Below are 26435 nucleotides of genomic sequence, written 5' to 3' on the forward strand. Positions count from 1 at the left end.
CTTTCTACGGCAGGGTCCACTTCTGGTTGGCTCCGGTGTGGCAGGTCCACAGGTGGACGGGCGTTCCGTCGTTCCAGGTACCGCCGGACGCGTCCAGGCACTTGCCGGACTGCGGATTGCGGACCGTGCCGTCGGCCTGGGCCGCCCACTTCTGCGCACCCGTCCCGTTGCACGTCCACAACTGGATCCTCGTCCCGTCCGCACTGCCCCCGCCGGAGACGTCCAGGCACTTGCCCAGCGCCTTCAGCGAACCGTCACCGGAGACCGTCCACGTCTGCGCGGCACTGCCGTTGCACGTCCACAACTGGATCTTCGTCCCGTCGGCGGTGCCACCGCCGTCGACGTCCAGGCACTTGCCGCCGACCCCCTTCACCGCACCGGAACGGGTGGTGCCGCCGGAGGTGGTGAAGGAGAACTCGTCGACGTCGAACAGCGAGCCGCTGCCGCCCTTGAAGACGAGGTGCAGCTTCGTCGAACCGCTCGGCTGGTCGGCCAGGCCCGCCGATACCTCCTGGAAGGTCTCCCAGCCGCCGGTCACCGGTACGGTCGCCGTGCCGAGCAGGGTGCCGGTCGGCGATCCGGCGCGGATCTCGATGGTGCCGCCCGCGCCCGCCGAGGAGACCCGGGCGGTGAAGCGGGTGGCGTTGTCGAGGGCGTACGGCGTGAAGGAGATCCAGTCGCCGTTGTCGATGTGGCCGACGGTCCTGCCGCCGTGCGCGGGAGCGTGGTCGACGACCTGGACGCCCGCGGAGCCGCCGTAGTGCTCGGCCTGCCGGTGGCTGGGCTGGGTGATGTGCTGGTCGTGCGTGGTCAGCGCGGGCTGGCCGTTCGCGCCCCTGTCGGTGTACTCGGCGTCGACGACGCCGAAGATGTTGGCGTTCGGGTCGTGCTCGCCGTCCGCCAGGGTCTGCAGGGTGCCCTCGCAGCCGGTGGTGGAGGTCTGCGGGTGGCCGTGGCTGTCGTGTCCGACGATGAAGGTGACCTTCACCTTGGAGCAGTCGATCGTGCCGTCCTCGGGGTCGGTGACCGTCACCTTGAAGGGGATGGCGGCGCCGAAGTCGTAGATCCGTCCGTCCGCGGGCAGGTCGAGCCTGACCGTCGGGGCGGTGTTGCCGACGGTGATCTGCACCGACGCCGTCGCGGACTTGCCGGTCGGGTCCGTGACCTTCAGGGTGGCCGTGTACTGACCGTTGGCGGTGTAGGTGTGGGTGGGGCTGGCCGCGGTGGAGGTCGCGCCGTCGCCGAAGGTCCAGGCGTAGCCGAGGGTGCCGCCGTCGGGGTCGGAGCTGCCGGCGGAGGAGAAGGAGACGGCCAGGGGTGCCTTGCCGGAGGTGACGTCGGCCTTGGCCTGCGCGAGCGGGGCGAGACCGCCGGTGACGTGCTCGATGCGGTACAGGGCGGAGTTCGCGTCGCCGCTGAAGTAGCCGGTGCCGTAGTCGAGGACGTAGAGGGCGCCGTCCGGGCCGAAGGCCATGTCCATCACCTGGGTGCCGCTCCAGGGGAAGGAGTTGACGGACTGCACGGTGCCGTCGCCGCCGGACTCGATCCGCTTGATCCAGCGGCGGCCGAACTCGCCGGCGAAGAAGTCGCCGTCGTACTCCTGCGGGAACTTCGCCTCGGAGGCCGAGGCGGCGTCGTAGCGGTAGACCGGGCCGCCCATCGGGGACTCGGAGCCATTGCCGAACTCGGGGACGGATCCGCCGTCGTAGGGGATCCAGGCGGGCTGCGCGGGAGGCAGGTCGGTCAGGCCGGTGTTGCGCGGCGACGTGTTCCTCGGGGCCGCGCAGTTGAACGCCTGTCCCGAGGCGCCGGTGGCGAAGTCGTAGTCGACGTAGGCGTCGTTGTCGCCGGTGCAGTACGGCCAGCCGAAGTTGCCCGCCTTGGTGATCCGGTTGAACTCGACCTGCCCGGCGGGGCCGCGTGCGGCGCTCGCGGTGCCGGCGTCGGGTCCGTAGTCGCCGAGGTAGACGATGCCCGTGGCCTTGTCGACGCTCATCCGGAACGGGTTGCGAAAGCCCATGGCGTAGATCTCGGGGCGGGTCCTCGCGGTGCCGGGCGGGAAGAGGTTGCCGCTCGGGATCGAGTACGACCCGTCGGCGTTGACCTTGATCCGCAGGACCTTGCCGCGCAGGTCGTTGGTGTTGCCCGAGGAACGCTGGGCGTCGTAGGCGGGGTTGCGGCTCGCCCGCTCGTCGATCGGGGTGAAGCCGTCCGAGGCGAACGGGTTGGTGTCGTCGCCGGTGGACAGGTACAGGTTGCCGGCCGCGTCGAAGTCGATGTCGCCGCCGACGTGGCAGCACAGGCCGCGGGAGGCGGGCACGTCCAGGATCTTCTTCTCGGTGGCGAGGTCCAGGGTGCCGTCGGTCTTCAGGACGAACCGGGACAGCCGGTTGACGCCGTCGAAGGGAGTGAAGTCGGCGGCCGTGCCGTCGGCCGGGGCGTCACCCGCGGGTGTGCTGAGTCTGGGCGCGTAGTAGAGGTAGAGGTACCGGTTGGACGAGAAGCCGGGGTCCACGGCGACGCCCTGGAGGCCCTCCTCGTCGTGGCTGTAGACGTCCAGCTTGCCCGCGACGGTGGTGGTCCCCGCGGCGTTCGTCAGCCGGAGGGTGCCGTCGCGCGAGGTGTGCAGGACCGAGCGGTCCGGGAGCACCGCCAGCGTCATGGGCTCGCCCGTCTCGGCCACGCCCTTGGCCAGCGTGACCTGCTGGAACTCCGGGGCGGCGAGCGGCCGGGCGTTGCCGCCGTCCCGGTCCGCGGGCGCCGCGGCGGCCGGGGACATCGGTAACAGGCAGCCCAAGGCGCAGGCCGCGGCAGTCAGGAGGGAACGGACACGTCTGTGTCTGAGCGGTGTGATGCGCACAGAGGTCTCCCATGGTGGGGTGGGATGACGGCAGTCCTCACCGGACTGCCGGGGAGTGCACAGGCGCGCGCCGTCGCGCCGTCGTGACCGGCCAGCGATCTATGACCGGTTCATTTCAAGGAAGTTAGCGGGCTTTGTCGAGCTCCGTAACCCGTTCCGCACAAGATCTCGGCACTTTTTCCATGAGCGGGACAAAGTGGCGGAAGGGCAGGGAACGGGGCGCCGCGCGGCTTCCGGGCCGGGCGCGGATCGGGGATCTCGGGGAAGGCTCCCGGGCCCGAAGCGGGGTGTGAGGAAGCGGCGTTGCCCTCGGACGCCGTGTCCCCGGGATCACGGACCTGGGCCGATGGTCCGACGCGTCGGCTGATGCGTTCCCCCACGCCTGCTGGTCGGATGGCGGAATGAGCGATCACGTCGACGAGCCGGGGCCCGCCGTCCGCCGGCGCTTGGCCGAGGAGAGGAACGTCTGGCTGTGCACCGTGCGCCCGGACGGCTCCGCCCACGTCACGCCCGTCTGGTTCGTCTACCGGAGTTCCCGGTGGTGGATCGGTACGGACCGCGGTTCCGTCAAGGTCAGGAATATCCGCGGGGAGCCCCGTGTGTCCCTGGCTCTGGAGGACGGCCGGCTCCCGGTCGTCGCCGAAGGAGACGCAGCACTGGTCCATGACGGGTTCCCCCGCGAGGTCGTGGCCGCGTTCCAGCGGAAATACGGGTGGGACATCTCCGCTCCCGCCGGCTCCACCGGCAGCCGGGTGCTGCTGGAAGTGCGGGTGCGTCGGTGGCTGATGGCCGGCACGGCCCGGTGACGGCGGCGACGGTCACGGAATCGTGGTGCGTACCCGGGGGTGTGGGGGGTTGGGTGCGCGTCGTGCTCAGTGAGCGGTGCGAAGACCCACACCGACGGTGTGGTACGTGGCACTCGTCAGCTCGGGGGAGGTCCCGGGGGGCGGCTCGGCGGGGAGGCTGCGTCCGACGTCGAGGAGTAAGTCCGCCGCGTCGAGCAGCGCGCTGCGTGTCTCGTACTGGCCGTTGAGGCCGAGGTGCTTGACGAGCCGGCGGAGGCCCTCCTCGAAGGCCATGACCTGTTTCCGCAGCTCCGTGGGGTGCAGGGGCTGCGCTGTCTCTCTGTTCATTCAAGGCAAGTTAGCGACGGGGCGTACCGCCTGCGTACCGCTTTGCATGTATGCATGTGTGGAGATTCTGCGGTGTCAACCGCGATCGTCCGCCGAGATGACTGTCGCTTCGGACACGGCCGCCGTGTGAGGTCCCCGGCCGGTCCGAAGCCCTGGGGCGCCGCCCCTGACGGTTGGTTCCCCTGCGAGCAGACGCCAGGGGCGGCGGGGCCCGTTGCCCGAGCCCTCATCTCGACTTCGGCTTCAGGGGCGCCGGCGGATGCAGCGACCCGCCGGTTCCGGCGTTCTCACGGCGCCCGGTCGTACGGGGCGCGGCCGCGCGCGGGCCGGCCCGGACGCCGGGTGTCGCTCACCGGGCCCGTCGTTCGGCCACCGGCGTCCCGTCCGGGGCGCCGGTCAGCAGCTCCGCGTCCGCCGCCAGCGCGTCCGCGACCGCCGTGGCGATCCGGCGCGGGTCGCCTCCGGCGGGCAGCGGCGGGGCGGTGCCCGCCACGGGCCGGTCGGCGAAACCGGTGTCCAGGTGGCCCGGCCGGACGTCCAGCACCCGGATGCCGCTGCCGCGTGCCTCGCGGCGCACGGCGTCGAGCCAGGCCTTCAGCGCGGCTTTGGAGGCGCTGTAGTCGGCCATGCCCGGCTGCGGGCGCTGCGCGACCACGCCGGTGACGGCGACCAGCACCGCTCCGGAGCGCATCGTGGGCAGCGCCGCGCGGAAGAACGCGGCGGGTGCGAGGGCGTTGACCGCCATCAGGTGCTCCGCGACCCCGTCGTCGACCTCGCCGGCCGTGCCGAAGGCCACCGATCCGAACGCGGTCACGACGGCGTCCAGGCCTCCCAGGGCGGCGGAGGCGGTGTGCACCGCGCGGGCGCAGGAGCCGGGGTCGTAGGCGTCGAAGAGCACGGTGGGAGCACCCGGGTACGCCCGGGCCGTCCTCGCCAGGCGCTGGGGGTCGCGTCCGGCCAGGGCCGGACGGGCACCGCGGCCGACCAGTTCGGCGGTGATCATGCCGCCGAGGACGCCGGTGGCACCGGCCACCAGGACACGCGCGCCGTCGATCTCCACGCCTCCCCCTCACCGGGTCCGCGAGTGTGTTCCGTCGTCCCTTGCTTCGGGCAGCGCCCGGTTCGGGGATGCGGCTCCGGGGGACGCGGCGGTCCCGGGCCGTGCGCCGGGCCGGGAGCACTCCGCGGGCGGCGCGCTCCCGGCACGACCGCGGGGACGCCCGCCGCGACCGCCCGGCACCGGGCGGCACCCCGGACGACACCCCGCCGGACGGCCGCCACGACCGCCCGGCACCACGGCGGTCCCCTCACCCCGCCGTCACCGACTCCACGACCGCCACGGCCTCCGCCAGTCCCGGCGGGCGCGGCAGGCCGGGCACCGCCTGGCCCGTCCAGCCGGGACCGAGCGTCAGGACGACCGGCTTGCGGCGGGCCCCGCGCACCCCCCACTCCATCGCGGCCACGTGCTGGGCCAGCGGCCGGCTGGCGGTGGTACGGGACTGTGCCCACAGGCCCACCACGCTCGGCCCGGTCCTGCGCACCGCCGTGACGAGCGACTCGACGGGCAGGGCGCCGCCGAACATGCGCACCGGGATCCCGCGCTCGGCCAGCGCGGCGGCCAGCGCCTCCAGCGGCAGGGTGTGCGTCTCCCCCGGTACGCAGGCGAGCACCGCGGCGGCGTGGGGCCGGTCGGCGGCCACGGGGGGCGTGCTGCGGCGCAGCGCGCCGGAGACGTGCCAGGACAGGAAGTGCTCGACCTCGACGTACTTCTCCCCCGAGGTCTCCCACTTGCGGCCGACCGCCTGGAGCGTCGGCATGATCACCTCGGTCCACGCGGTGACCAGGCCGTACTCGGCGATCGCGGCCAGCAGCAGCTCGTCCAGCGCGGCGGCGTCCAGGCGCAGCGCGGCGCGGGCGATCCCCTTGCACTCCTGGCGTACGTCGCCGAGGCGCAGCCCGCTGCCGCCCCGGTCGCGGGCGCGGGCCGGCGGCCGCGACGGGCCGGCACCCCGCGGGAGCGGTGCCGTACCGGGCGGCGCGTCGCCGTTCGCCAGGCGCGCGGCCTCGGCGGGTGGCATTCCGGTCGCCGTCAGGGCGCACATCCTCTCCAGCCGCGCGATGTCCGGGGCGGTCCAGCGCCGGTGACGGCCGCCGGTGTGCGCCTCGGGACCCAGTCCGTAGCGGCGGTCCCACGTGCGGACGGTGGTGGGCGCGACCCCGAGGCGCCTGGCCACCTCGCCGGTGGTCAGGCCGGCGTCCCGCCGGGCGCCCCCGTCGTCCCGGTCCTCCGCGTTGTCTCCGCTCATGCCCATGCCCATGCCCATGCCCATGCCCATGCCTCCACTGTACGACGCACAAACGACGCACGTTGTCTGCGTCGTTTCGGCGCCCGACACTGAGGCATGCGGGCGGGCACCACGGTCCGCGCGGCGGCCGGTGCGGTTCACCGGACGGCCTTTCCGTCCCCGCATCCGCCGTACGGCAGGAGGAGTCAGGCCATGAGTACGCACACCATCACCGCCCCCGCCCCGCCCCTGGACGGAGCCGGGTACGAGGAGGAACTGGCCCGTGGCCTGCGCGCCGCCGACGAGGCGGCCCTCGCGGCGATCTACCGGCACTGGGGCTCGCTCGTCCACACCCTGGCCGTCCGGTCGCTCGGCGACGCCCACGAGGCCGAGGACGTGACCCAGCAGGTGTTCCTCGGCGCCTGGCGCGGCCGCGACGGCTTCCGCCCCGAGCGCGGTCCGCTCAGCGCCTGGCTGGTCGGCATCACGCGGCGCAAGATAGCCGACGCGCTGACGGCCAGGACGAGGCGTCTGGCGCTGGTCGACTCCGCCGCCCGCCAGGCCGGCACCGCCCGGCAGGTCCAGGCGGCACCGGACGACGTGCTGGACCGGGTGCTCCTGATCGACGAGCTGTCCCGTCTGCCGGCCCCCCAGCGGGAGGTGCTGTGCCTGGCCTTCTACGAGGACCTGACCCAGATGCAGATCGCCGAACGCACCGGCATGCCCCTGGGGACCGTCAAGAGCCACGCCCGCCGCGGCCTGAACCGGCTGCGCCAGGCGATCGAGCAGGGCGAGGCCCGCGGCCCGGGGGCGTGACGGCACCGAAGAAGCGGGCGGCCGCGCATCCACGGCGGCGCCCGTCCACGAACCAGGAGTGAGACTCCGCACGGTACGGAGAATCTAGAAAGGGGTTGTCCCCATGGCTTCCACGACTTCCACGACCCACCGGCCCGCCCTCGCCGTCGCCGCATCGGCCGGTGCCTGCGTTCTGGCCTTCGGCACCGTGCCCGCCCTGGCGGCCCCCGCCGCCGCACAGGGCTCGGCCACGGTGTCCGTCTTCCACGGCATTCCGGGCATGACCGTCGACGTGTACGCCAACGGCGACGAACTGATCAGCGACTTCAAGCCCGGCACGGTGACCGACCCTCAGTCCCTCGACTCCGGCACCTACGACATCAAGATCTTCGCGGCGGGCCAGAACCCCGACGGAACTCCGGCGCTGGAGAAGAAGATCGAGGTGCCCGAGGGCGCGAACGCCACGATCGCCGCCCACCTGAACGCCGGCGGCGACCCCCAGCTGACCGCCTTCGTCAACGACGTCACGAAGGTCGACGCCGGCAAGGCCCGCCTGACGGTACGTCATGTCGCGGCCGCGCCCGCCGTCGACGTCCGGGCGGGCGGGCAGCCGGTCTTCACCGGCCTGGAGAACCCGAAGGAGGACACCGCCGAGGTCGACGCGGGCACCGTGAACGCCGATGTCGTGCTCGCCGGCACGGACACCGTGGCCATCGGCCCGGCCGACCTGAAGCTCGAAGAGGGGACGAGCAACGTCGTGTACGCCTGGGGCAGCGCCGAGGACAAGAACCTGGCCCTGCAGACCCAGACGTTCGGCGGCATGGAGTCGGCGCCCAGGACCGTCAACGCCGGCTCCGGCGGCGCCTCCGGAGCCAACTCGTCCGAGCAGTGGCTGGCCTGGGCGGCAGCGGCCGGAACGGTCACCCTGACGGGAGTCCTGGTGGGCCGCCGGTTCGCGGGGCGGCGTGGTTGAGTCCACGAGCCGGCTGGCCTGGGCGGCGGTGACGACCGGCACGCTGGCGATCGTCCTCGGCGTGAGCGGTCCCCCCTCGCTCCCGGCCGCGCCGCCGCCCGACTTCGGACCCGCGGCCGCGTCACCGGACACGGCGGCCGCCCGGCTCCCGGCCGGCACCGGCCCGCGGGCCGGTGCCGGGCACCAGGACCCGCCGCCCCGGCGGGTCCTGGTGCCCGGCGTCGGCCTCGACGCCCGGGTGACTCCGGTCGGGGTGAGCGGGCAGGGCGATCTGGCCGTGCCCGAGGACCCCGCCGTGGCCGGCTGGTACCGCTTCGGCCCGGAGCCCGGCAGCGCGCGGGGGTCGGCCGTGCTGGTCGGGCACGTCGACGGCGACACGGGCGCGCTCGGCGAGTTCGCGGCCCTCTTCGACGTACGGCGCGGGGACCGCGTCGAGGTGCGGCGGGCGGGGGCGGGCCCGGCGGTCTACCGGGTCGTGTCGCGCGTCACGGTGCCGAAGGAGGACCTGCCGGTCTCCGTCTTCCGCCGGACGGGCGCCCCGGTCCTCACGCTCATCACCTGCGCACCCCCCTTCGCCCCCGGGCAGGGGGGCTACCTGGCCAACCTCGTCGTCACGGCGGAACCGGCCGGGACCTGACGACACCCCGGGGCCGGACGTGCCCCCGGGCACACGGACTTCGCGGAACTGGAGAGTACGGTGGCCCACGTCGAGCCCGCACACCTGGTGGAACTGTCGCTGGGAAACGCCGCCTCCAGCGACGCGGACGTCAGCGCGCTGCAGCACCTGGCGGCCTGCGCCCGCTGCCGGGACGAACTCCGGGCGCTGACCCGCATGGTGGCCGCCGCACGCGGCACGGGTACGGCGGATCCGGCGGCCGCGCCCCCGGAGCGCGTCTGGCGGCGCATCCTCCTGGAGTTGTCGCAGGAGGCCGAAGCGCCCTCACCGCGCGCGGGGATCACCGCTCTCCGCCCTCCGGCGGCAGCGGCCCCCCGGGCGGGGCGGGCCCGGTTCGCGGCCGGAGCGCCGGCAGGCCGTCTCGTCCTCGGTGCGCTCGCGGGAGCCGCCCTGGTCTGGTGGGCGGCACGCGGCCGCTCGCCGCGCGCTCCGCTCCCCCGCGCCGGAGTCCACGGGAACGTGCTGCGCGGGCCGTGAGCGCGGGCCGGCGGCACGCCTCGCACGCCCGTCCTCCGACGCCCCGGCCCGGGCACGCGGCCGGCAGGCGATCGGGCTCCGGGCGTCGGCGCGGGGAGGGGGCGCGGACGGCGCCGGGCGTCGGGTGGCGGGCCGGTGCCGGGCATCATCACCGCCGACCGGGCGTCGGGTGGCGGGCCGGTGCCGGGCATCATCACCGCCGACCGGGGCAGAAAGCGCGTAGGACGGCGGGACGAGAGGGCGGCGCATGGCAGATCGGCACGAGGACGGGCACCGGGGACCGGACCGTGCCCGGGTCTTCTCCGCCGACGACGCGGTCGGCAGGGATCTCGCGGCGGTGGACTGGGCCGCCACCCCCCTGGGGCCGCCGGACACCTGGCCGCAGAGCCTGCGGACGGCGGTGAGCATCCTGCTGTCGTCCCGGTTCTCCATGTGGATGGCCTGGGGTCCGGACCTGACGTTCTTCTGCAACGACGCCTACCGCCGCGACACGCTGGGCCGCAAGTACCCGTGGGCGCTGGGCCGGCCGGCCAGTGAGGTGTGGGCGGAGATCTGGGACGACATCGGCCCCCGGATCGACACGGTCCTGACCACGGGACAGGCCACGTGGGACGAGGCGCTGCTGCTGTTCCTGGAGAGGTCCGGCTACCGCGAGGAGACCTACCACACGTTCTCCTACAGCCCGCTGCGCGACGACGACGGCACGGTGGTGGGGATGCTGTGCGTGGTCAGCGAGGAGACCACCCGGGTCATCGGCGACCGGCGCATGGCCACCCTGCGGGACCTGGGCTCCGACCCGAGCGTGGTCCGCACCGAGGCGGAGATGCTGGACTTCGCCGCCCGGCAGCTGGCCCGCAATCCGCACGACCTGCCGTTCACCTGCACCTACCTCTTCCGGGAGGACGGCTTTGCCCACCTGACCGCCGCCACCGGCATCGCCGCCGGGCATCCGGCGGCGCCGCGGGTGCTCGCACCCGGCGGACCGGACGGTCCGTGGCCCGTGGCGGCCGCGGCCCGGGCGCAGTCCGTCCTCGTCGCGCTCGACGACGGCCGGTACGACGCCCTGCCGGCCGGCGCCTGGTCCCAGCCCCCGGCCCAGGCACTGGTGGTGCCGCTCCTGCGGCAGGGCGACTCGCCGTACGGCTTCCTGGTGGCGGGGCTGAACCGGCACCGGCCGCTGGACGACGCCTACCGCGGATTCGTGGAACTGCTCGCCGGGCACGTGGCGACCGGCATCGGCAGCGCGCGCAGCTACCAGGCCCAGCAGCGCCGGGCGGAGGAGCTGGCCGAGCTGGACCGGGCCAAGACGGCGTTCTTCTCCAACATCAGCCACGAGTTCCGCACCCCCCTCACGCTGATCATGGGGCCGCTGGAGGAGGTGCTGGCGCAGCCGCTGGACGACCCGCGGCTGCGGGAGGAACTGGAGGTCGTCCGCCGCAACGGGCTGCGGCTGGGCAAGCTGGTCAACGCGCTGCTGGACTTCTCCCGCATCGAGGCCGGGCGGATGCGGGCGACCTACGAGCCGGTCGACCTGGCCGCGGTCACGGCCGAGCTGGCCAGCGTCTTCCGCTCGGCCGTCGACAGGGCCGGACTGGCGTTCGACGTGGACTGCCGGCCGCTCGGCCGGCCGGTCCACGTCGACCGCGGCATGTGGGAGAAGGTGATGCTCAACCTGCTCAGCAACGCGTTGAAGTTCACCTTCGAGGGCGGCATCCGCGTCACCGTGCGCGCCGTGGACGGGCACGCCGAGGTCACCGTCGCGGACACCGGCATCGGTGTCCCGGCCGAGGAGATGCCGAGGCTGTTCGAGCGGTTCCACCGGATCGAGAACGTGCGCGCCCGGTCCAACGAGGGCAGCGGCATCGGCCTGGCGCTGGTCAAGGAGCTGGTCGGCCTGCACGGCGGCACGATCACCGCGGACAGCACCGCGGGGCTGGGCACCCGGTTCACCGTCCTGCTGCCGTTCGGCAGCGCGCACCTGCCCGCCGAGGCCGTCGTCCCGGCCGGTGCGACGGGAACCGCCTCGGGCTCCGCCGAGCCGTACCTGCAGGAAGCGCTCCGGTGGCTGCCCGGCGAGCGGGCCCGGAACGCGGCCGGGACCGACGTGCCGGCGCCCGGGCCCGCCCCGGCCCTGCCCGCGGCGGGCCCCGCCCTCCCCGCGCGGGTGCTGATCGCCGACGACAACGCCGACATGCGCGACTACCTCACCCGGCTCCTGAAGGACGCCGGGTACCAGGTCTCGGCCGTCACCGACGGCATGAGCGCCCTGGACGCCGTGCGGGCGGACTCCCCCGACCTCGTCGTCAGCGACGTGATGATGCCGGGCCTGGACGGGCTGGCGCTGGTGTCGGCGCTGCGCTCGGACCCGCGGACCGCCTCCGTGCCCGTGCTGCTGCTGTCGGCGCGGGCCGGGCAGGAGGCCTCCATCGAGGGCCTGCGGGCCGGCGCCGACGACTACCTGGTCAAGCCGTTCGCCGCCGCCGAGTTGCTGGCCCGCGTCCGCACCAACGTCGAACTGGCGCGGCTGCGCACCCATCACCTGCGGTGGCGCAACGCCCTGATCGACTCCCTCCAGGAGGCCTTCTTCGTCTGCGACGACAAGGGCGCCGTCGTGGAGATCAACGCGGCGTTCACGGAGGTCCTCGGGTACGGCCCCGAAGGCCTGCCCTACCGGCCCGTGCACCCGTGGTGGCCGGACGCCGACACCGACCCCGAGGCGCACCGGATGGTCGAGGCCGCCTTCACCCGGCTGACGAGCAGGCCCCACGGCTCCTACACCATCCCCGTGCGGCACCGTGACGGGCATCGGCTGTGGGTGAGCGCCCTGTTCAACCACGCCGAGGACCCCGACACCGGGCACCGCGTGATCGTCGGCACGTTCCGTGACGTGACCGCCGAGCACTACGCCGTCCAGCGCGACACCGCCCTGGCCTCGCTCAGCACCCGGCTCTCCGAGGCCACCAGCCTGTCCGACGCCCTCGCCGGCGCGCTGCACGCGCTGAAGGACCTGTGGCGGGCGCGGCACGTGGTGGCCGGCGTCTTCGGCCACGGGGAAGATCCCGTCCTCACCGGTACCGACCCCGGTCTGACCTGGGAGGACCTGCCCGCCGACCGCCGCCGGTTCCTCACCGACCTGCGGCAACGGCCCCCGCTCACCCCGCTGTCCGACCGGTCCGGCGCGGGCATCGTCCTGGAACACCCCGACGGCCCGCTGGCCCTGTGGATCGACCTCGGGGAGCGCAGGCCGTTCACCGACGAGGACCGGCTGCTGCTGACCCTGCTGGCCGGGCGGCTCACCCAGGGGCTGGTCCGCGTGCACCAGATCGACCAGCAGCGCGAGACCGCCGTCGCCCTCCAGCGCGCGATCCTGGGCCCGGCCCTGCTCCCCACCGGGTTCGCGGTCCGCTACGAGCCGGCCGCCCGGCCCCTGGAGGTGGGCGGCGACTGGTACGACACCGTCACGCTGCCCGACGGCCGCATCGGCATCGTCGTCGGCGACTGCGTCGGCCACGGGCTGGAGGCCGCCAGCATCATGGGGCAGCTGCGCAGCGCCTGCCGTGCCCTGCTGCTGCGGGAGCCGAGCCCGGCGCGCACCCTCATGGCGCTGGACCGGTTCGCCGCCGACCTCCCGGGCGCCGTGTGCACGACCGTCTTCTGCGGTGTCCTGGACCCGGCGACCGGACAGCTCGCCTATTCCAGCGCGGGGCACCCGCCGGGCATCCTGGTCCGTCCCGACGGGTCCAGCCGGCTCCTCGACGAGGGCTCCTCCCTGCCGCTGGCCGTCCGCCCGGGCCGGGAGCGCTCCGACAGCGTCTGCACGCTGCCCGCTCGCTCCACGCTGCTGCTGTACACCGACGGCCTCGTCGAACGCCGCCGTCGCTCCCTGACCGCGGGCATCGAACAGGCCGGTGCGGCGTTGCGGGAGGGCCAGGACCTGTCCGTGGACGAGCTGGCCACCGAGCTGATGCGGCGCCTCGAACCGGACGGCGGCTACGAGGACGACGTCGCGGTCCTGCTGTACCGCCATCCCGCGCCGCTGGAGGTGGCCTTCCCGGCCGACGCCGCCCAGCTCTCCCCGGTCCGCAAGGCCCTGCGCGAATGGCTCGGCACGAGCGGTCTCTCCCTGTACCTCACGCAGAACGTCCTGGTGGCGGCGGGCGAGGCCTGCGCCAACGCGATCGAGCACGGCCACCGCGACGCGCCGGGCGGGACCATCCGCCTGCGCGCGGAGGTCCGCGCCCACGCCCTGCACCTCACCGTCGCGGACAGCGGCCGGTGGAAGGTGCCGCAGCCGGAACTCAACCAGCACCGGGGGCGTGGCATCCGGTTGATGGAGGCGCTGATGCAGCAGGTCACCATAGCCCCGGGCACCCAGGGCACCGTCGTCAACATGCACACGAGGATTCCGTGATGACCACTTCCCTCACCCTGACGGCCGGACGGGACGCCGACGGCAAGGTGCTCCTGACGGTCGCCGGAGAGATCGACCAGGCCAACGCGGGGATCCTCGCCACCGGCCTGGAGGAGGCCTCCGGGCCGGTCGTCGTCGACCTGACCGACGTGGAGTACCTCGACAGTGCGGGCCTGAGCGTGCTCTTCGCGCACAGCGGCCACCTGGAACTGATCGCCACGGACCTGCTGACGCCGGTGCTGAGAGTCTCGGGCCTCGCCGAGCTCGTCCCCGTGCGCGGCGCGCCCGCCTCCGGCGCACCCCCGCGGTGACGTCCGCCGGTGCGGGGAGGCCTCAGGAGGAGGGGGCGGTGCCGGGCTCCAGCGTCATGACGGTGTCGAGTCCCAGCATGGTGAGCATCCGCAGCAGGCCGTCGTTCAGCCCGGTCACGGCCAGCGTGCCCCCGTTGCGTTCGAGACGGTGGTACCAGCCCACCAGGGCGCTCACTCCGGTCGAGTCCAGGTGCTGGGTGCGCGAGGCGTCCAGGACGAGATGACGGCAGCCTTCGTCGATCACCCGTTCGACGGCCACGCGCAGGGACGCCGTGGTGTACAGGTCCACGTCCTCAGGCAGTTCCGCCACGGTCCGGTCGCCCTCGCGCTCGCTCACTTGGAGCACCGATCTACCCCCTCGTTCCGTACAGCACCCACCGGTTTCCCCCTTCGGCAAGACTACTGGGCAAGCTCCGTCCGCTTTTCACGAACACCTCATCCTCTTCACATCGAACCGGCGGCCTCATCAGCGGCGGGGCCGGTGGACGGCCGCCGCGGGCGGCCGCGGCCGGAGGAGTACCCGGTGAGCGGCGGGTCGACGCAGGCTGCCGCCGACCGGCCGGTGACGCCGACGCGCGGGGTCGTGGAGCCGGGCTCGTGACAGCCGCCGCCGTCCGCGTACGGGCACCGTCGACAGCGCGGACTTCCGGTGCCGGGTGTGCGGGGAGGGCGGGCGGGTGGGCGCGGCAGCCAGGTGCTTCCGCGCGGCGGCAGGGCCCACGACGCGGTGGTCCGTCCGGGCCGCGGGGTGACGGTCCGGGCCGCGGGGTGACGGTCCGGCAAGGAGGAAAGATCGTGAAGCTGACGCGACGGACAGCGACGGCGGGCGTCTGCGCCGCGGTGGCCGCGGGCGCGGTGTCGGTCGGAGGCGGCTCGGCCGTGGCGGCCGCTCCCCGGGCGGCGGAGCACCATCCGGTTCGCACCACGGAGGCCGGCGGTCCCCGCACCCACGGTGACGACACCGCCCGGCTGCCCACGGATCCGTGGATCGCCGGCCGGCCGGCGGCCTTCCACCCGCCGGCCGCCCGGCGCCTGGCGGTGTTCGACCCGTGGGTCGAGGACCAGCCGGTGATGTTCCCTCCGGCCACGGGCTGAGCGGCGCAGCCGTTGGATGACGCCGGAGACGGTGCCGGCCTCGGCCGGCCCGGGCGCCGCACGCGATCGTGGTCCCGGCCGCCGGGACGCCCTCGGCCGCGACGGTCAGGCCGGCCGGCCGCGGCGGCGGTGGCCCCGGCGAACGCGGCGAAGGTCCGCGGCGGGCGTCCGAGGGCGCGCCGCACGCCGTCGGAGACACGGGCGTCCCTGCCCGCCGTGCTGGTGGTGCCGGCCGAGGACAGCCCGTACCCGTCGGTGGAGGCGGTGGCCGAGGAGGTCGCCCGGGACCGGCCGGGGCGGCAGCCGGCGCTGGACCGGCTCCTGGACCTGACGCCGGCCGGCGCGCTGCGCGGCTGGTTCGACGCCCCGGACGCCGACACCCCGGCCTGGTGCCGGGCGCTGGACGACCCGGTCGTGGGCGCCGCGCCGCGGCTGCTGCACGCCACGCCCGCCCGACCGGCCGACCGTGGGCCGTGGCGGGCCTGGCGGCCGAGGTGGGGGTGTCACGGGCGGCGCTCGCCCGGAGGTTCACCGCGCCGGTCGGCGGACCTCCGACGTCCTGTCTCGCGGGCCGGCGGATCGCCCTGGCCGCGACCCTGCTGCGGGAGACCGGCCACACGGTGAGCGCGCTCGCCAGGAAGGTGGGATACGCCGACGTCTTCGCGCTGGGCGTGGCGTTCAAGTGGCTGCGCGGCACCCGGCCGAGTGATCACCGCGGCCCGGGAGCGGCAGGGCGGGCCGGATGGGACCCGTCCGCCGCCCCGCCCCCGCGCCTCGCCGACCGCCCGGTCGGGTCCTGCCGCGCCGTCAGGCCTTCGTCCAGCGCTGGGACGCCGTCCCCGCCGCGCACGTCCGGGTCGAGACGCCCGAGCCGAAGGCCAGGTCGAGGCAGCCGCCGTTGAAGACGCTCCTCAGGGTGCCGCCGGAGCCGGGGCGCCACAGGTGGGCGGTGCCGCCGGCGGCGCAGTCCCCGGTGAAGACGGCCTGACCGTTCATGGCGGCACTGGCGCACGCGCCGGTGGACCCGTTGACGATCTTCACCGCGCCGTCCGCCGCGCTCCGGAACGTCCAGGACGCGGCCGGGTCCGTACAGGAGCCGGTGTCGGTGCTGTTGAAGACCTGGACGAGGCACTCGCCCCGCTCGCCGTTGCGCAGAGCGAAGCGGCCGGGGCCGGAGGAGCCCTGGTCCGCGGAGTCGCCGCCCGATCCGCTCGTGCCGGTGGACCCGGGAGAACCGGAGGATCCGGTGGTCCCGCCGGAACCGTCCGGTCCACCGGTCGTGCCGGTTCCTCCCGAACCGGCCGGGTCGTCGGCACCGCCCGCGGAGTCACCGCCGTCCGCGTCGCGGCCCCCCGCCGCGGAGCCGCCGGCGGCACGGGCGTCGTCCCGGTCGGTGCGGTCCCCGCCCTCGGACGGCGGACGGGACGACGCCGTGTCCGGCTTCTTTCCCGCCGGCGCCGAGGCGGACGGTGTGGGGGCGGGCGGGGCCGGGGTCGACGCGGACGGCGTGGACCGCGCCCCGGCGGACAAGTCGGACGTGTGCGGCAGGAGCTGGATCGCGAGGGTCGTCCCGGTGGCCACCACGACGACGGGGACGACGGCGAGCACGACGCGGGTGCGGCGGCGCCGCTCCCGCTTCCCCGGCCCGGCGGGGCCGGGGGCGGGTTCGGGGCCGGACTCGGACTCGGACTCGGGCCCGGGCCCGGGCAGGCGGTCCGGATCCGGCACCGTCGCCGCGAAGGCGGCCCGCTCGGCCAGCGGACCCGCGACGGCGGCCGGCCACAGCGGCGGTGTGAAGGGGCCGTGGGCCTCGGCGATGCCGACCAGTTCGGCGGCGGTCGGACGGCCCTCGTGGTCCTTGTCGAGGCAGCTCGCGACGACCTCGGCGAGCCCGGCGTCGAGGGCCCGCAGCGAGGCGAGGTCGGGTTCCTCGTGCACGATGCGGTAGAGCACGCCGTGCAGCGGCTCCTCCCCGAAGGGCGGTGCGCCCGCCGCCGCGTACGCGATCACCGAGCCGAGCGCGAACACGTCGACCGCCGCGTTCGAAGCCCCGTTCCCCACGGCCTGTTCCGGCGACATGTACGCGGGGGTGCCCACCGCCAGTCCGGTGGCGGTCAGCCGGCTCTGGTCGGCGGCCCGGGCGACACCGAAGTCGATGAGGGTGGCGCCGTCGAGGGTCAGCATCACGTTGGACGGCTTGAGGTCCCGGTGCACCATGCCCAGGGCGTGCACCGCCGCCAGTCCGGCGGCCGCCTCCCGCAGCAGCAGCCACAACGCGTCGGCGGGCAGCGGCCCGTGGACGTCGACCGCCTCGCGCAGGGTGAGGCCGGGCACGTAACCGGTGGCGAACCACGGCGGCCGCGCGTCACGGTCGGCGGCGAGCAGCGGCGCGGTGGCCTCCGCGGGCAGCCGGGCCAGGTTGTCGAGCTCGTGCCCGAACCGGCGGAGGAATCCGGCGTCCTCGGTCATGACGGAGGGCAGCACCTGCTTGACGGCGACGTACCGGCCCTCGAACACCCCGAGGTACACCCGCCCCATGCCGCCGGGCCCGAGACGGCCCAGCAGCGGGATACCGCCGATCCGGCGCGGGTCCCCGTCCTGAAGGGGCTTGGCCCCGCCGCCGTCCGGCTCTGCCACGTCTGCCCCGTTCCTCGTCGCGCGGTCCGATCGCGGGCGGCCGCCCGTCCGTCCCCCTCCGCACGGACGGACGCGCACACCCGACGGGAGCCAGTCTGCGGCAGCCCCGCTAGGATTGTAAGGAGTTTCTAGAAAATGACTCTAGAATCTGCTTTCGCCGCAGCTTTCCAGCCACGTGCCGATGCGAGGACGTCCATGAGCCCCAAGCAGCACCGCGGCGAGGTCACCGCCGATCTGCTCCTCGACGCCGCGCTCCGCCTCTACACGGAGTCGGGCGAGCAGGGCGTCACCGTCAGCGCCGTCACCAGCACCAGCGGCGTCAGCCTGGGAAGCCTCTACCACCACTTCGGCAGCCTCGACGGGCTGCTCACCGCACTGACGGACCGCTGGACGGGCCGCCTGCTGGGCCAGATGGTGACCGCGCTGACCGGAACCGACCGTGCGCGCGAGGGGATCCGGGCCGTGGTCGAGACCTACTTCGCGTTCGTCCGCGACCATCCCGGCGCGGCGCAGCTCGTCCACTCCCCGCGCGCCGACCAGCGCTTGATGGCAGACGGCCAGGCGGTGCGGGACGCGCAGGAGCCCACCGTCTCCGTGTTCGCCCTCTGGGCGCGGCCCCGCATCGAGGCCGGTGAACTCGCCCCGCTGCCCGTGCCCTTGCTGGAGACCCTCATCCTCGGCCCGGTGGTCGGCCTGGCCCGCCGCCGGCTCTCCGGCGTCCACGACGTCGACCTCGACGAGACCGTCGCCCGGGTCCTGTCGGAGCGCATCTGGCGGGCGGTGCGCGCGGAGCCCGCGTGACCGCGCGGGCCCCCCGGCCCCCGTAACGGGCCCCCGGCCCCCGTAAGAGGAGAAGACGCGGATTTCCGGTCGTCGCCCTGGCCTCCGGGGATCGGCGGCCGCCCGTTCCGTACCCTGGCGGCATGCGCATGCGCCCCACTCTGAGCTGGACCCCCACCGAGGACCTGCCGCCGGCCACCACGGACCTGGGACCGGTCGCCGACGCGCTGAGCGGCGGCGGTGTGCTGGTGCTCAGCGGGGCGGGCATCTCCACGGAGTCGGGCATCCCCGACTACCGGGGCGAGGGCGGGAGCCTGAGCCGGCACACCCCGATGACCTACCAGGACTTCACCGCCGGCGCCCGGGCCCGGCGCCGGTACTGGGCGCGCAGCCACCTCGGCTGGCGCACCTTCGGCCGGGCCCGTCCCAACGCCGGGCACCGGGCCGTGGCCGCGTTCGAGCGGCACGGCCTGCTCTCCGGTGTGATCACCCAGAACGTCGACGGTCTGCACCAGGCCGCCGGCAGCGCGAACGTCGTGGAACTCCACGGGGCCCTGGACCGGGTCGTCTGCCTGTCCTGCGGCGCCCTCAGCCCGCGCCGCGAACTCGCCCGGCGGCTGGAGGAGGCCAACGCCGGCTTCGCGCCGGTGGCCGCGGGCATCAACCCGGACGGCGACGCCGACCTCACCGACGAACAGGTCGGGGACTTCCGCGTGGTGCCCTGCGCGGTCTGCGGCGGCATCCTCAAACCGGACGTGGTGTTCTTCGGCGAGGCCGTTCCGCCCCAGCGCGTCGAGCACTGCCGCCGGCTAGTCCGCGAGGCGACCGCGCTGCTCGTCCTCGGCTCCTCGCTGACGGTGATGTCCGGGCTCCGGTTCGTCCGCCAGGCCGCCCAGGCCGGGAAGCCGGTGCTCATCGTCAACCGGGACCCGACCCGGGGCGACCGGCACGCCGTCACCCGCGTCGCGCTCCCGCTGGGAACGGCCCTGACCACCGTCGCCGACCGGCTCGGCATCCCCGTCGACGGCCGGCCGGCCGCCTGAGCGGGACGCGCGTACGCCCCGCGGGCGCCGCTCCCCGCCCGGCGCGCGGCCCTCGCGGCCGGCTCCGGCCGGTCACCCGGGCCCCCGCCGGGGTACCAGGGCCTCATGGCTGAAGTGGTGCAGGCGGGTCTGTGGGGGCTGGTGGCGGGTTCGGCGCTGCTGCTCGGTGCGGTGCTGGGGTACGGGCTGCGGGTCCCGCAGAAGGTGATCGCGACGGTGATGGCGTTCGGCGCGGGGGTGCTGCTGTCGGCGGTCAGCTTCGAGCTGGTCGGAGAGGCCTACGAGGAGGCCGGGCTCGCTCCCGCGGCCATCGGCACACTGGCCGGGGCGGCGGCCTACACCGCGGGCAACGTGTGGCTGGCCCGCCGCGGGGCCCGGCACCGCAAACGCTCCGGGCGGCTGCCGGCGCACGCGCAGCCGTCGGAGGCCCAGCAGGGCGGCTCGGGGCTGGCGCTGGCGCTCGGGGCGCTGCTCGACGGCGTCCCGGAGTCCGCGGTCATCGGCGTGAGCCTGCTCGACGGCGGAGCGGTCAGTCTGGTGACCGTGGCCGCGGTGTTCATCAGCAACGTCCCCGAGGGGCTGTCCAGTTCGGCGGGGATGAAGAAGGCCGGCCGCGGCAAGGCCTACGTCTTCGGGGTGTGGGGCGCCATCGCGGCGGCGAGCACCCTCTCGGCGGTCCTCGGCTACTCCGTGGTCGGCGGGTTCTCCCCCGCCGTCATCGCCGCCGTCACCGCGGTCGCCGCCGGAGCGATCCTCGCGATGATCGCCGACACGATGATCCCCGAGGCCTTCGAAGACGCCCACCTCGCGATCGGCCTGATCACCGTGAGCGGTTTCCTCGTCTCCTTCGCCCTCTCCCACGTCTGACCGCGGACCTCGTCCCGCCGGGGCGGCGCCGGTACGGAACCGATCCCGCGGGCCGGCCGGCGGCGACCGCCCCGTGACATCCCTCACAGCTGCTGCGGGAACTAGGCGCTGGGCATAGTAGAAGCCCTTCTTGGGACATTGGGGAATTGTCCGGCTTGGCCGAGCCGCTCGTCGGACCCGGGCCGGCCCTTCTCCGGCAGGCGGACGAACCCACCCGTTTTCCCGGGGCTCAGGGGCGTCTGACGGAGCGGCAGGGCCCGCGAAGCGCCGTGCACGCCGGTCCGGCACCGCCCCCGAGCCCTTGGCAAGGGCCGCCCGTGACTACGAAGCACGGTAGTACCGCGACTCCTTGCGATCAGTTGTGCGGCCGCCCTAAGAATGACGACCCGCAGGGCGTTTCCGCAGTTCAGGACCGGATTCTGCGCACTGCCAGCCACACGAGGGCGCTCGGCGATCACGGAGTGAGGTCACGCATGGCGAAGCATCGCAAGAAGAGGCACCGTCGAATAATCATCGCGCTTGTCGCCGCGGGGGCCGTGGGCGTGCCGTCCGCCGCCATGGCCTGTGCCGACTGGCAGGGCGGCGGAGGAGAACAGGCCTACGGCGCCGAACGGAACGACACCTGGAACCGGGCGGCCGACGCCGACCGGGACCAGGACCGGACGTGGGACCGCGACCGGCGCCGCGGCGAGAGCGGCGCACCCACTGCGACGGCGTCCACGACCCCGGCGGCGTCCACGACCCCGACCGCATCCAGGACTCCGAGCGCGTCGAAGACCCCGGCCGCGTCGAAGACTCCGGCCGCTGCGGCAAGCACCCCGAAGACCACGGCCCCGAAGACCACGACGCCGAAGCCCACGGCGCCGAAGCCCACGGCGCCGAAGCCCACGGCGCCGAAGCCCACGGGCACCGCGTCCGCCGGCACCCCGCAGACCACCGCCCCGCCCTCGGCGACGCCCGCGCCGCCGAGCACCCCGAAGGCCGCCGCCCCGGCGACCGGGGCCGTCGCCCGGGTCGTGGAACTCGTCAACGCCGAACGCGGCAAGGCCGGTTGCTCCCCCGTCACCCTGAACGCGACCCTGACCAAGGCCGCGCAGGCACACAGCGAGGACATGGCCGCGCACCGGAACATGTCGCACACCGGCTCCGACGGCTCCGCCCCGGGTGACCGGATCACGCGCGCCGGCTACAACTGGAGCACCTACGGCGAGAACGTCGCCTACGGTTACGCCGCTCCCGAGCAGGTCATGGCGGGCTGGATGGCCAGCCCCGGCCACAAGGCCAACATCCTCAACTGCGCGTTCAAGGAGATCGGCGTCGGTCTCGCCCAGCCCGGCGACTACTGGACCCAGGACTTCGGTACCGCCCGGTAGGCCACGGCACGCCGGCACCCCCGGGACTCCTCCCCTGGCCCCGTCCCCTGCTTCCTGGTGGCAAGCAGGGGATCCAGGGCACACAAGCCTGGGAAACGACGTCGACCGACGAGCACTGCCGGAGCCGTTCCCCCAGGTCACCGCCCGGGCCGACCTGGCCGGCCGGAGCGCTGCCGGCGTGGAGGAGGACGGATGGACTGGCTGGTCACGCTGACCGGTGCCGCCGTGGTGTTGATCATCTTGCGCGATGTGTTCCACACGCTCTGGCATCCCACCCGGCACGGAGGCCTGAGCCGCGTCGTGATGACAGGGCTGTGGCGGCTGCTGCCCCCGAGCCGGGCGGTCCGGGGGGCGGCCGGCCTGGTCGGGCCGCTCGGCATGGTCTGCGTGGTGGTCATGTGGGCCGGCGGGGTGGCCGTGGGGTGGGCGCTGGTCTACTGGCCGCACCTGCCGGAGGCGTTCTCCTTCTCCAGTTCGCTGGACCCGGCCGATCACGCGGGCCCGGTGGACGCCCTCTACGTCTCCCTGGTGGTCCTCGCCACGCTCGGCCTCGGGGACATCGCGCCCGCGGCCGGCTGGCTGCGCGTCGTCGCCCCGCTCGAAGCCCTGGTGGGTTTCGCGCTGCTGACCGCGACGGTCTCCTGGATCCTCGGCATCTATCCCGCGCTGGCCCGGCGCCGGGCACTGGCGCTGCGGATCCGCCACCTGCGCCGGGCCGGTGCGACGCCGCAGCAGCTGGACTCCGACACCGGGGCGGCGATCCTGGACGGTCTCGCCCAGGAGGTCACCCGCGTCTGCGTGGACTTCACCCAGTACCCCGAGTCCTACTACTTCCACGACGGTCACGGCGACACCTCACTGGCCCGGACCATCACCTGCGCCGCCGACCTGGCCGAGCGGGGACGGACGGCGCGAGGCGCCGGCACCCGGCTCGCGGCGTCCGTGCTCACCTCGGCGCTCGAGGACCTGGCCGCCGTGCTCGACGCCCGCTTCCTGCACACGGAGGGCTCCCCGCAGCAGGTGCTGGCCGCCTACGCCCGCGACCACAGCACCGGCTGAGCCCCGCGGCAGGTCCCGCTCCCGGCCGGCCGCACGGCCTCCGGCACCGCCGACGCGGGCGTGGCCGTGGTCCGCGCGGTCGTCTCCGCGGCCCCCGCCGCTGCCTGCCGGCAGGGGCGGGACCGCACGTTCCCGGGATGCTTCGCCGGTTCCGCTGGGCAGGGATGTCCCCGGCGACGGACCGACGAAGGAGCCCAGGTGACGAGGAACCCCGCTGACGCGGTCGAATCGATGGAGCAGCTCGCCACGGTGTGGCGCCGCATGGCGCTCGACCGGGATCCGGACGCGGACGTACGGGACCTGCCGGGCATCGCGGTGCGCTGGGCCGACTGCCGGTTCGCCTTCTGGAACTGCGTCACGCTCACCGACGCCGGGGCGGACGGGAGCCTGCTGGCGGAACGGCTGGGGCGGGCGGCGGCCCTCATGCGGTCGAAGAGGCGGCCGGGGTTCCTGTGGGTGTTCGAGGACCTGCTCGACGCCGGCGCGCGCACCGGCCTCATGGAGGCGGCCGGGCGGGCCGGCCTGGCGCACGCCTTCTCGGGCACCGGGATGGCCGGCGACCTGCTGCCCCTCCCCGACCCGTCGCACCCGGACCTGACGTTCGTGCGGGTCCGCACGGACGCGCACCTCCAGGCCTACGCGGACCTCAACGCGCGGGCCTACGGCATGCCCCTGGAGGACGGCCGCGACGGACTCGTGGGCTCCGCGCTGTGGAAGAAGGAGGTGCACGCCTACCTGGGCCTGCGGGACGGCGTTCCCGTGACGTGTGCCGGGGCGGTGGAGGCGGACGGCCGTCTCTTCGTCGTCCTGGTGGCCACGGACCCGCGCTGGGAGCGCAGGGGGTACGGAGAGGCCGTGACCCGCAAGGCCCTCCACGAAGGGGGCCGGGCCACCGGACTGACCCGGGCCACGCTGCACGCGACCGCCGCCGGGGCGCCCGTGTACCCGCGGATCGGCTTCGAGCCGAACTCCCCCCTGCACTTCTTCACCCTGGCGGGCTGACACCGGTGGCGTGTCCCGTGGCGTGCCCCGTGCGCGCGCCGTCGCCCGGCACCTCGTGATGCCGTCGCCCGGCCTTCCAAGGCCGGGCGACGGCATGCCGGTGGTGCGAGGAGGTCGTCGGGCCGGCGGTCCCGGGGTGGGCGGCATCGCCGGGGCCCGCCGCCGGCCCGAGCCTCCCGCCTTCCGGGGCCGCGGCACGGGCCCCGGTCGGCGCGCGCTCGTCAGAGGCCGAGGGGGCCGGCTTCGGTGATACTCGCCCAGTCGTTCTCGGGATTGGCCCAGAAGGAGATCTTCAGGTAGCGGGCGTCCACGGGTCCCGGGGTGAAGAGGACCGTCTCCGGCGCGGTGGTCGTCCCTGAGCTCCTGCCTTCCCAGACCTTGGTGTAGGAGACACCGTCCTGGGACGCGTGGATGGTGTAGTCGTTCCACCGCAGATCGCCGCGGTGCCAGGCCACGGCCGCGCCGCACAGGTGGCGCGACGCACCGGTGTCGAGGATCAGCGCGGCACCGAAGCCCTGGCCGGACCAGCGGGTCGACAGGTTGCCGTCGACGGCGTTGGCGGGCGGGTTCGCCGGCTCGTACGTGGTGGCGGACGCGGCGGCCACCGGCACGGCCCGCGCGCAGGTCCGCTGCGGTGTGACGTCCTGGTGGACGGCGCGCTCGTCACCCAGGCGCAGGGCGTCGTAGTACATCACGCGCTGGGTGGTGCTGGACGGGGCGCCGGTGTTCCAGTCCCACTTGTAGATGCCGAACTTGAAGTAGGGCGAGCGCGGGCCGCCGCCGTGGGTGGCGCCGGTGCGGTGCACGACGCGTTCGCCGTTCTTCCAGACCTGCAGGAGGCCGGCGCTGTCCGTGCGCCAGGTCACGTGGAAGACCCAGTCCACCCAGACACCGGTGGTGTACGCGCCCAGGTCGATGAACTGGCCGCGGAAGTCGATCTTCCAGCGTCCTTCGTCGGTCAGCAGGGCCAGGGGCGGTGAGCCGCCCGGGCAGCCGACGTCGCACTGGTGCCACTGGCTCACGATCTCGGCCGAGGTGTCATGGGCCCAGGTCGTCGCCAGGTTGATGCTGAAGCCGTACCACCGCTCGGCGTCGACCGGCTGCTCGTCGCGCTGCGATATCTCCGCCCGCTTGCTGCTGGAGACGACCGGGTCGGTCTTGCGGAGCTCGAAGCGTGCCGCGTGGGAGCCGTCGCGCGTGGGTCCGGTGACGTTGGTGGCGCCGTACGACGTGCCCCACTGCTTGGTGAAGCCGGGCGGTGCCGTCGCCGGGAGAGTGCGGTCGGCCGGTTGTTCCCAGTCGAGGGTGCGCTGGACACCGGCGGGGTCGGCCCACGCCGGCCGCGCGGGCGACAGGGCGATCCCGGCGATCAGCATGGACGTGACCATCACCAGGATCCACGCTCTGGGGCGCGATCTGCTCATGGCGGAGCTCCTTCGCGGAACGCCCGGGCGGACGGCCGCCCGGGCTCGTGGTCGGCGTGCGGGCCCCGACTCTTCCCCCGGCGGGAGTCGTGGACAAGGGCCGGGCGCACGGCGCGCGGGAGCATCCGGGACACGGCCCGCACCACCGCCCGACGGCCGACGCCGTCTCCTCCGATGGCCGTACCCGCTGCACGACGAGGCGTGGACGACGGCCCGCCGCGGCACCGCGGGCAGCGATGCCGGTGACGGTGCGGCCGGCCCCGGCGGCGGACAGACACCGGCCTCAGCCCTGCGGACGCCGCGCTGCCGGGACACTTGGGGCCGCGGGCCGGGCGGCCGGGCAGCCGGGCGACCGAGCGACCGAGCGACCGAGCGACCGAGCGACCGGGGAAGCGAAACCCTCATGCACCGTTCGCACGGCTCTGCGACCATCCCCCGCACGACTCAGAGTCTCGGGTCGTCGGTCGTCCGGCACACCCACCGCCTCCCCTCCCCCACGGGCCCCGCCGGCGAAGGCGACATCGCGGCGCGGCAGTTCGACGCCGCGCTGATGTCCGTGGCTTCCAGTTGTCGGCGGAGCTGCTGGAGCACCTGTCGGGGATGACCGAGGGCGCCACCCGGGTCACGCTGTGGGACGGCGCCACGCCCCCGGACGAGCCCGTGACGTACATCGGTCTGGAACGCCCCGACGGCCTGCACCCGGGGTCCCGGGTCGTCACCCTCGAAAACCTGCGCGACTTGATCCCGGAGTGACTGCTGTGGTCGGCCCCGGCGAGGCCATGACGGGGCTTCCTTCTACAGACTGCACATCTGACACCTAGTGCCGTATCAGGCAACGTTCGCCCTGGGTGGTCTGCGACGATGACGCCATGGACGAGGAAGTCATTCCCATTCTTCGCGTCGAGGACGCTGCGGCGGCGGTCGCTTGGTACGAGCGGCTGGGCTTCGCCAAGCGGTGGGAGCACCGCTTCGAACCGGGATTTCCCGCGTTCGTCGAGGTCGCCCGGGGCGGGGTGCGGTTGTTCTTGTCCGAGCACAAGGGCGATGCCCGTCCCGACACGTTGGTCTACCTCCGCGTTCGTGATGTCGAGGCCGTCGCCTCCGAGTTCGGGGTGCAGGCGAAGGATGCTCCGTGGGCGCGTGAGATTGAGTTGCACGACCCTGACGGCAACCGGCTGCGGATCGGCACGCCGCCGGGATGACGCTCGCCGGCAGTGCGCGGCAGGGAAGCTGT

The 26435-nt window shown here is 74.4% G+C and carries 24 protein-coding genes and 2 pseudogenes; 18 read left to right on the top strand and 8 right to left on the bottom strand.

Annotation, left to right across the window (positions count from 1 at the left end; translation table 11 throughout):
* Positions 1-4: 4 nt before the first annotated feature.
* A complete protein-coding gene (locus ACIF8T_RS31680; protein ID WP_400039762.1) occupies positions 5-2860 on the bottom strand; it encodes a PQQ-dependent sugar dehydrogenase in 2856 nt (951 codons plus the stop codon).
* 401 nt (positions 2861-3261) lie between these two features.
* Between ACIF8T_RS31680 and ACIF8T_RS31685 the strand changes: the two genes are divergently transcribed.
* The gene (locus ACIF8T_RS31685; protein WP_400039763.1) at positions 3262-3666 is read left to right on the top strand and encodes a pyridoxamine 5'-phosphate oxidase family protein; all 405 of its coding nucleotides are present in this window, start codon (positions 3262-3264) and stop codon (positions 3664-3666) included.
* A gap of 66 nt (positions 3667-3732) precedes the next feature.
* Here the strand turns inward: ACIF8T_RS31685 and ACIF8T_RS31690 are convergent, their stop codons facing one another.
* From ACIF8T_RS31690 to ACIF8T_RS31700, 3 genes are all read right to left on the bottom strand, one after another.
* Positions 3733-3993 carry a hypothetical protein gene (locus ACIF8T_RS31690; RefSeq protein ID WP_400039765.1) on the bottom strand — a complete coding sequence of 87 codons (261 nt, stop codon included), beginning with the start codon at positions 3991-3993 and terminating at the stop codon, positions 3733-3735.
* 349 nt (positions 3994-4342) lie between these two features.
* The gene (locus ACIF8T_RS31695; protein ID WP_400039766.1) at positions 4343-5053 is read right to left on the bottom strand and encodes an SDR family NAD(P)-dependent oxidoreductase; all 711 of its coding nucleotides are present in this window, start codon (positions 5051-5053) and stop codon (positions 4343-4345) included.
* A gap of 247 nt (positions 5054-5300) precedes the next feature.
* The gene (locus ACIF8T_RS31700; RefSeq protein ID WP_400039862.1) at positions 5301-6299 is read right to left on the bottom strand and encodes a MerR family transcriptional regulator; all 999 of its coding nucleotides are present in this window, start codon (positions 6297-6299) and stop codon (positions 5301-5303) included.
* A 192-nt stretch (positions 6300-6491) separates the two neighbouring features.
* Between ACIF8T_RS31700 and ACIF8T_RS31705 the strand changes: the two genes are divergently transcribed.
* The 6 genes from ACIF8T_RS31705 to ACIF8T_RS31730 all read left to right on the top strand — a co-directional run bounded on the left by ACIF8T_RS31705 (position 6492) and on the right by ACIF8T_RS31730 (position 13921).
* On the top strand, positions 6492-7094 hold the full coding sequence (locus tag ACIF8T_RS31705) for a sigma-70 family RNA polymerase sigma factor (protein WP_400039768.1): 603 nt from the start codon (positions 6492-6494) through the stop codon (positions 7092-7094).
* 103 nt (positions 7095-7197) lie between these two features.
* Complete coding sequence (locus ACIF8T_RS31710) at positions 7198-8046, top strand: DUF4397 domain-containing protein (RefSeq protein ID WP_400039769.1); 849 nt, start codon at positions 7198-7200, stop codon at positions 8044-8046.
* A complete protein-coding gene (locus ACIF8T_RS31715; protein ID WP_400039771.1) occupies positions 8039-8683 on the top strand; it encodes a class F sortase in 645 nt (214 codons plus the stop codon). Before ACIF8T_RS31710 ends, ACIF8T_RS31715 begins: the two co-directional genes overlap by 8 nt.
* A gap of 60 nt (positions 8684-8743) precedes the next feature.
* The gene (locus ACIF8T_RS31720; protein WP_400039773.1) at positions 8744-9199 is read left to right on the top strand and encodes a hypothetical protein; all 456 of its coding nucleotides are present in this window, start codon (positions 8744-8746) and stop codon (positions 9197-9199) included.
* A 247-nt stretch (positions 9200-9446) separates the two neighbouring features.
* The gene (locus tag ACIF8T_RS31725; RefSeq protein WP_400039775.1) at positions 9447-13610 is read left to right on the top strand and encodes a SpoIIE family protein phosphatase; all 4164 of its coding nucleotides are present in this window, start codon (positions 9447-9449) and stop codon (positions 13608-13610) included.
* On the top strand, positions 13610-13921 hold the full coding sequence (locus ACIF8T_RS31730) for an STAS domain-containing protein (protein WP_400039777.1): 312 nt from the start codon (positions 13610-13612) through the stop codon (positions 13919-13921). The genes ACIF8T_RS31725 and ACIF8T_RS31730 overlap by 1 nt, the downstream gene beginning before the upstream one ends.
* A gap of 22 nt (positions 13922-13943) precedes the next feature.
* On the opposite strand, the gene ACIF8T_RS31735 is transcribed toward ACIF8T_RS31730, so the two are convergent.
* Positions 13944-14258 carry an STAS domain-containing protein gene (locus ACIF8T_RS31735; protein ID WP_400039779.1) on the bottom strand — a complete coding sequence of 105 codons (315 nt, stop codon included), beginning with the start codon at positions 14256-14258 and terminating at the stop codon, positions 13944-13946.
* Between the two features lie 458 nt (positions 14259-14716).
* Here ACIF8T_RS31735 and ACIF8T_RS31740 point away from each other — a divergent pair, with 458 nt between their 5' ends.
* The 3 genes and pseudogenes from ACIF8T_RS31740 to ACIF8T_RS31750 all read left to right on the top strand — a co-directional run bounded on the left by ACIF8T_RS31740 (position 14717) and on the right by ACIF8T_RS31750 (position 15918).
* On the top strand, positions 14717-15016 hold the full coding sequence (locus ACIF8T_RS31740) for a hypothetical protein (RefSeq protein WP_400039780.1): 300 nt from the start codon (positions 14717-14719) through the stop codon (positions 15014-15016).
* Between the two features lie 129 nt (positions 15017-15145).
* Positions 15146-15367, top strand: a pseudogene (locus ACIF8T_RS31745) (cupin domain-containing protein); the annotation flags it as partial.
* A gap of 143 nt (positions 15368-15510) precedes the next feature.
* A complete protein-coding gene (locus ACIF8T_RS31750; RefSeq protein ID WP_400039782.1) occupies positions 15511-15918 on the top strand; it encodes a helix-turn-helix domain-containing protein in 408 nt (135 codons plus the stop codon).
* Here the strand turns inward: ACIF8T_RS31750 and ACIF8T_RS31755 are convergent.
* On the bottom strand, positions 15824-17653 hold the full coding sequence (locus tag ACIF8T_RS31755) for a protein kinase (RefSeq protein WP_400039784.1): 1830 nt from the start codon (positions 17651-17653) through the stop codon (positions 15824-15826). The two genes, ACIF8T_RS31750 and ACIF8T_RS31755, sit on opposite strands and share 95 nt — an antisense overlap.
* Before the next feature lie 195 nt (positions 17654-17848).
* On the opposite strand from ACIF8T_RS31755, the gene ACIF8T_RS31760 reads away from it, so the two are divergent.
* The 3 genes from ACIF8T_RS31760 to ACIF8T_RS31770 all read left to right on the top strand — a co-directional run bounded on the left by ACIF8T_RS31760 (position 17849) and on the right by ACIF8T_RS31770 (position 20343).
* Positions 17849-18454 (top strand): TetR/AcrR family transcriptional regulator, encoded by a 606-nt coding sequence (locus ACIF8T_RS31760; protein WP_400039786.1) that lies wholly within the window; start codon positions 17849-17851, stop codon positions 18452-18454.
* 122 nt (positions 18455-18576) lie between these two features.
* Entirely contained in the window at positions 18577-19476 is a 900-nt protein-coding gene (locus tag ACIF8T_RS31765) for an NAD-dependent protein deacetylase (RefSeq protein ID WP_400039788.1), read from the top strand.
* Between the two features lie 105 nt (positions 19477-19581).
* Positions 19582-20343 carry a ZIP family metal transporter gene (locus ACIF8T_RS31770; RefSeq protein ID WP_400039790.1) on the top strand — a complete coding sequence of 254 codons (762 nt, stop codon included), beginning with the start codon at positions 19582-19584 and terminating at the stop codon, positions 20341-20343.
* Positions 20344-20941: 598 nt separating this feature from the next.
* Here the strand turns inward: ACIF8T_RS31770 and ACIF8T_RS31775 are convergent.
* Positions 20942-21373 carry a hypothetical protein gene (locus tag ACIF8T_RS31775; protein ID WP_400039792.1) on the bottom strand — a complete coding sequence of 144 codons (432 nt, stop codon included), beginning with the start codon at positions 21371-21373 and terminating at the stop codon, positions 20942-20944.
* Here ACIF8T_RS31775 and ACIF8T_RS31780 point away from each other — a divergent pair.
* The 3 genes from ACIF8T_RS31780 to ACIF8T_RS31790 all read left to right on the top strand — a co-directional run bounded on the left by ACIF8T_RS31780 (position 21360) and on the right by ACIF8T_RS31790 (position 23777).
* Positions 21360-21716 (top strand): CAP domain-containing protein, encoded by a 357-nt coding sequence (locus tag ACIF8T_RS31780; RefSeq protein WP_400039794.1) that lies wholly within the window; start codon positions 21360-21362, stop codon positions 21714-21716. The genes ACIF8T_RS31775 and ACIF8T_RS31780 overlap by 14 nt on opposite strands.
* Positions 21717-21908: 192 nt before the next feature.
* Complete coding sequence (locus ACIF8T_RS31785; protein ID WP_400039796.1) at positions 21909-22775, top strand: potassium channel family protein; 867 nt, start codon at positions 21909-21911, stop codon at positions 22773-22775.
* Between the two features lie 231 nt (positions 22776-23006).
* Entirely contained in the window at positions 23007-23777 is a 771-nt protein-coding gene (locus ACIF8T_RS31790) for a GNAT family N-acetyltransferase (RefSeq protein WP_400039863.1), read from the top strand.
* A 221-nt stretch (positions 23778-23998) separates the two neighbouring features.
* Here ACIF8T_RS31790 and ACIF8T_RS31795 read toward each other — a convergent pair whose 3' ends face one another.
* Complete coding sequence (locus tag ACIF8T_RS31795) at positions 23999-25201, bottom strand: heparin lyase I family protein (protein WP_400039798.1); 1203 nt, start codon at positions 25199-25201, stop codon at positions 23999-24001.
* Between the two features lie 403 nt (positions 25202-25604).
* Between ACIF8T_RS31795 and ACIF8T_RS31800 the strand changes: the two are divergent.
* Together ACIF8T_RS31800 and ACIF8T_RS31805 are read left to right on the top strand one after the other, a co-directional pair.
* Positions 25605-25816 (top strand): annotated as a pseudogene (locus tag ACIF8T_RS31800) (hypothetical protein); the annotation flags it as partial.
* 254 nt (positions 25817-26070) lie between these two features.
* Positions 26071-26403, top strand: coding sequence for a glyoxalase superfamily protein (locus ACIF8T_RS31805; RefSeq protein WP_400039800.1), 333 nt, complete (start codon positions 26071-26073; stop codon positions 26401-26403).
* Positions 26404-26435: the final 32 nt, after the last annotated feature.

The organism is Streptomyces sp. NPDC085946 (genome assembly GCF_044540485.1).
In the GTDB taxonomy this organism is placed as follows: Bacteria; Actinomycetota; Actinomycetes; order Streptomycetales; family Streptomycetaceae; genus Streptomyces.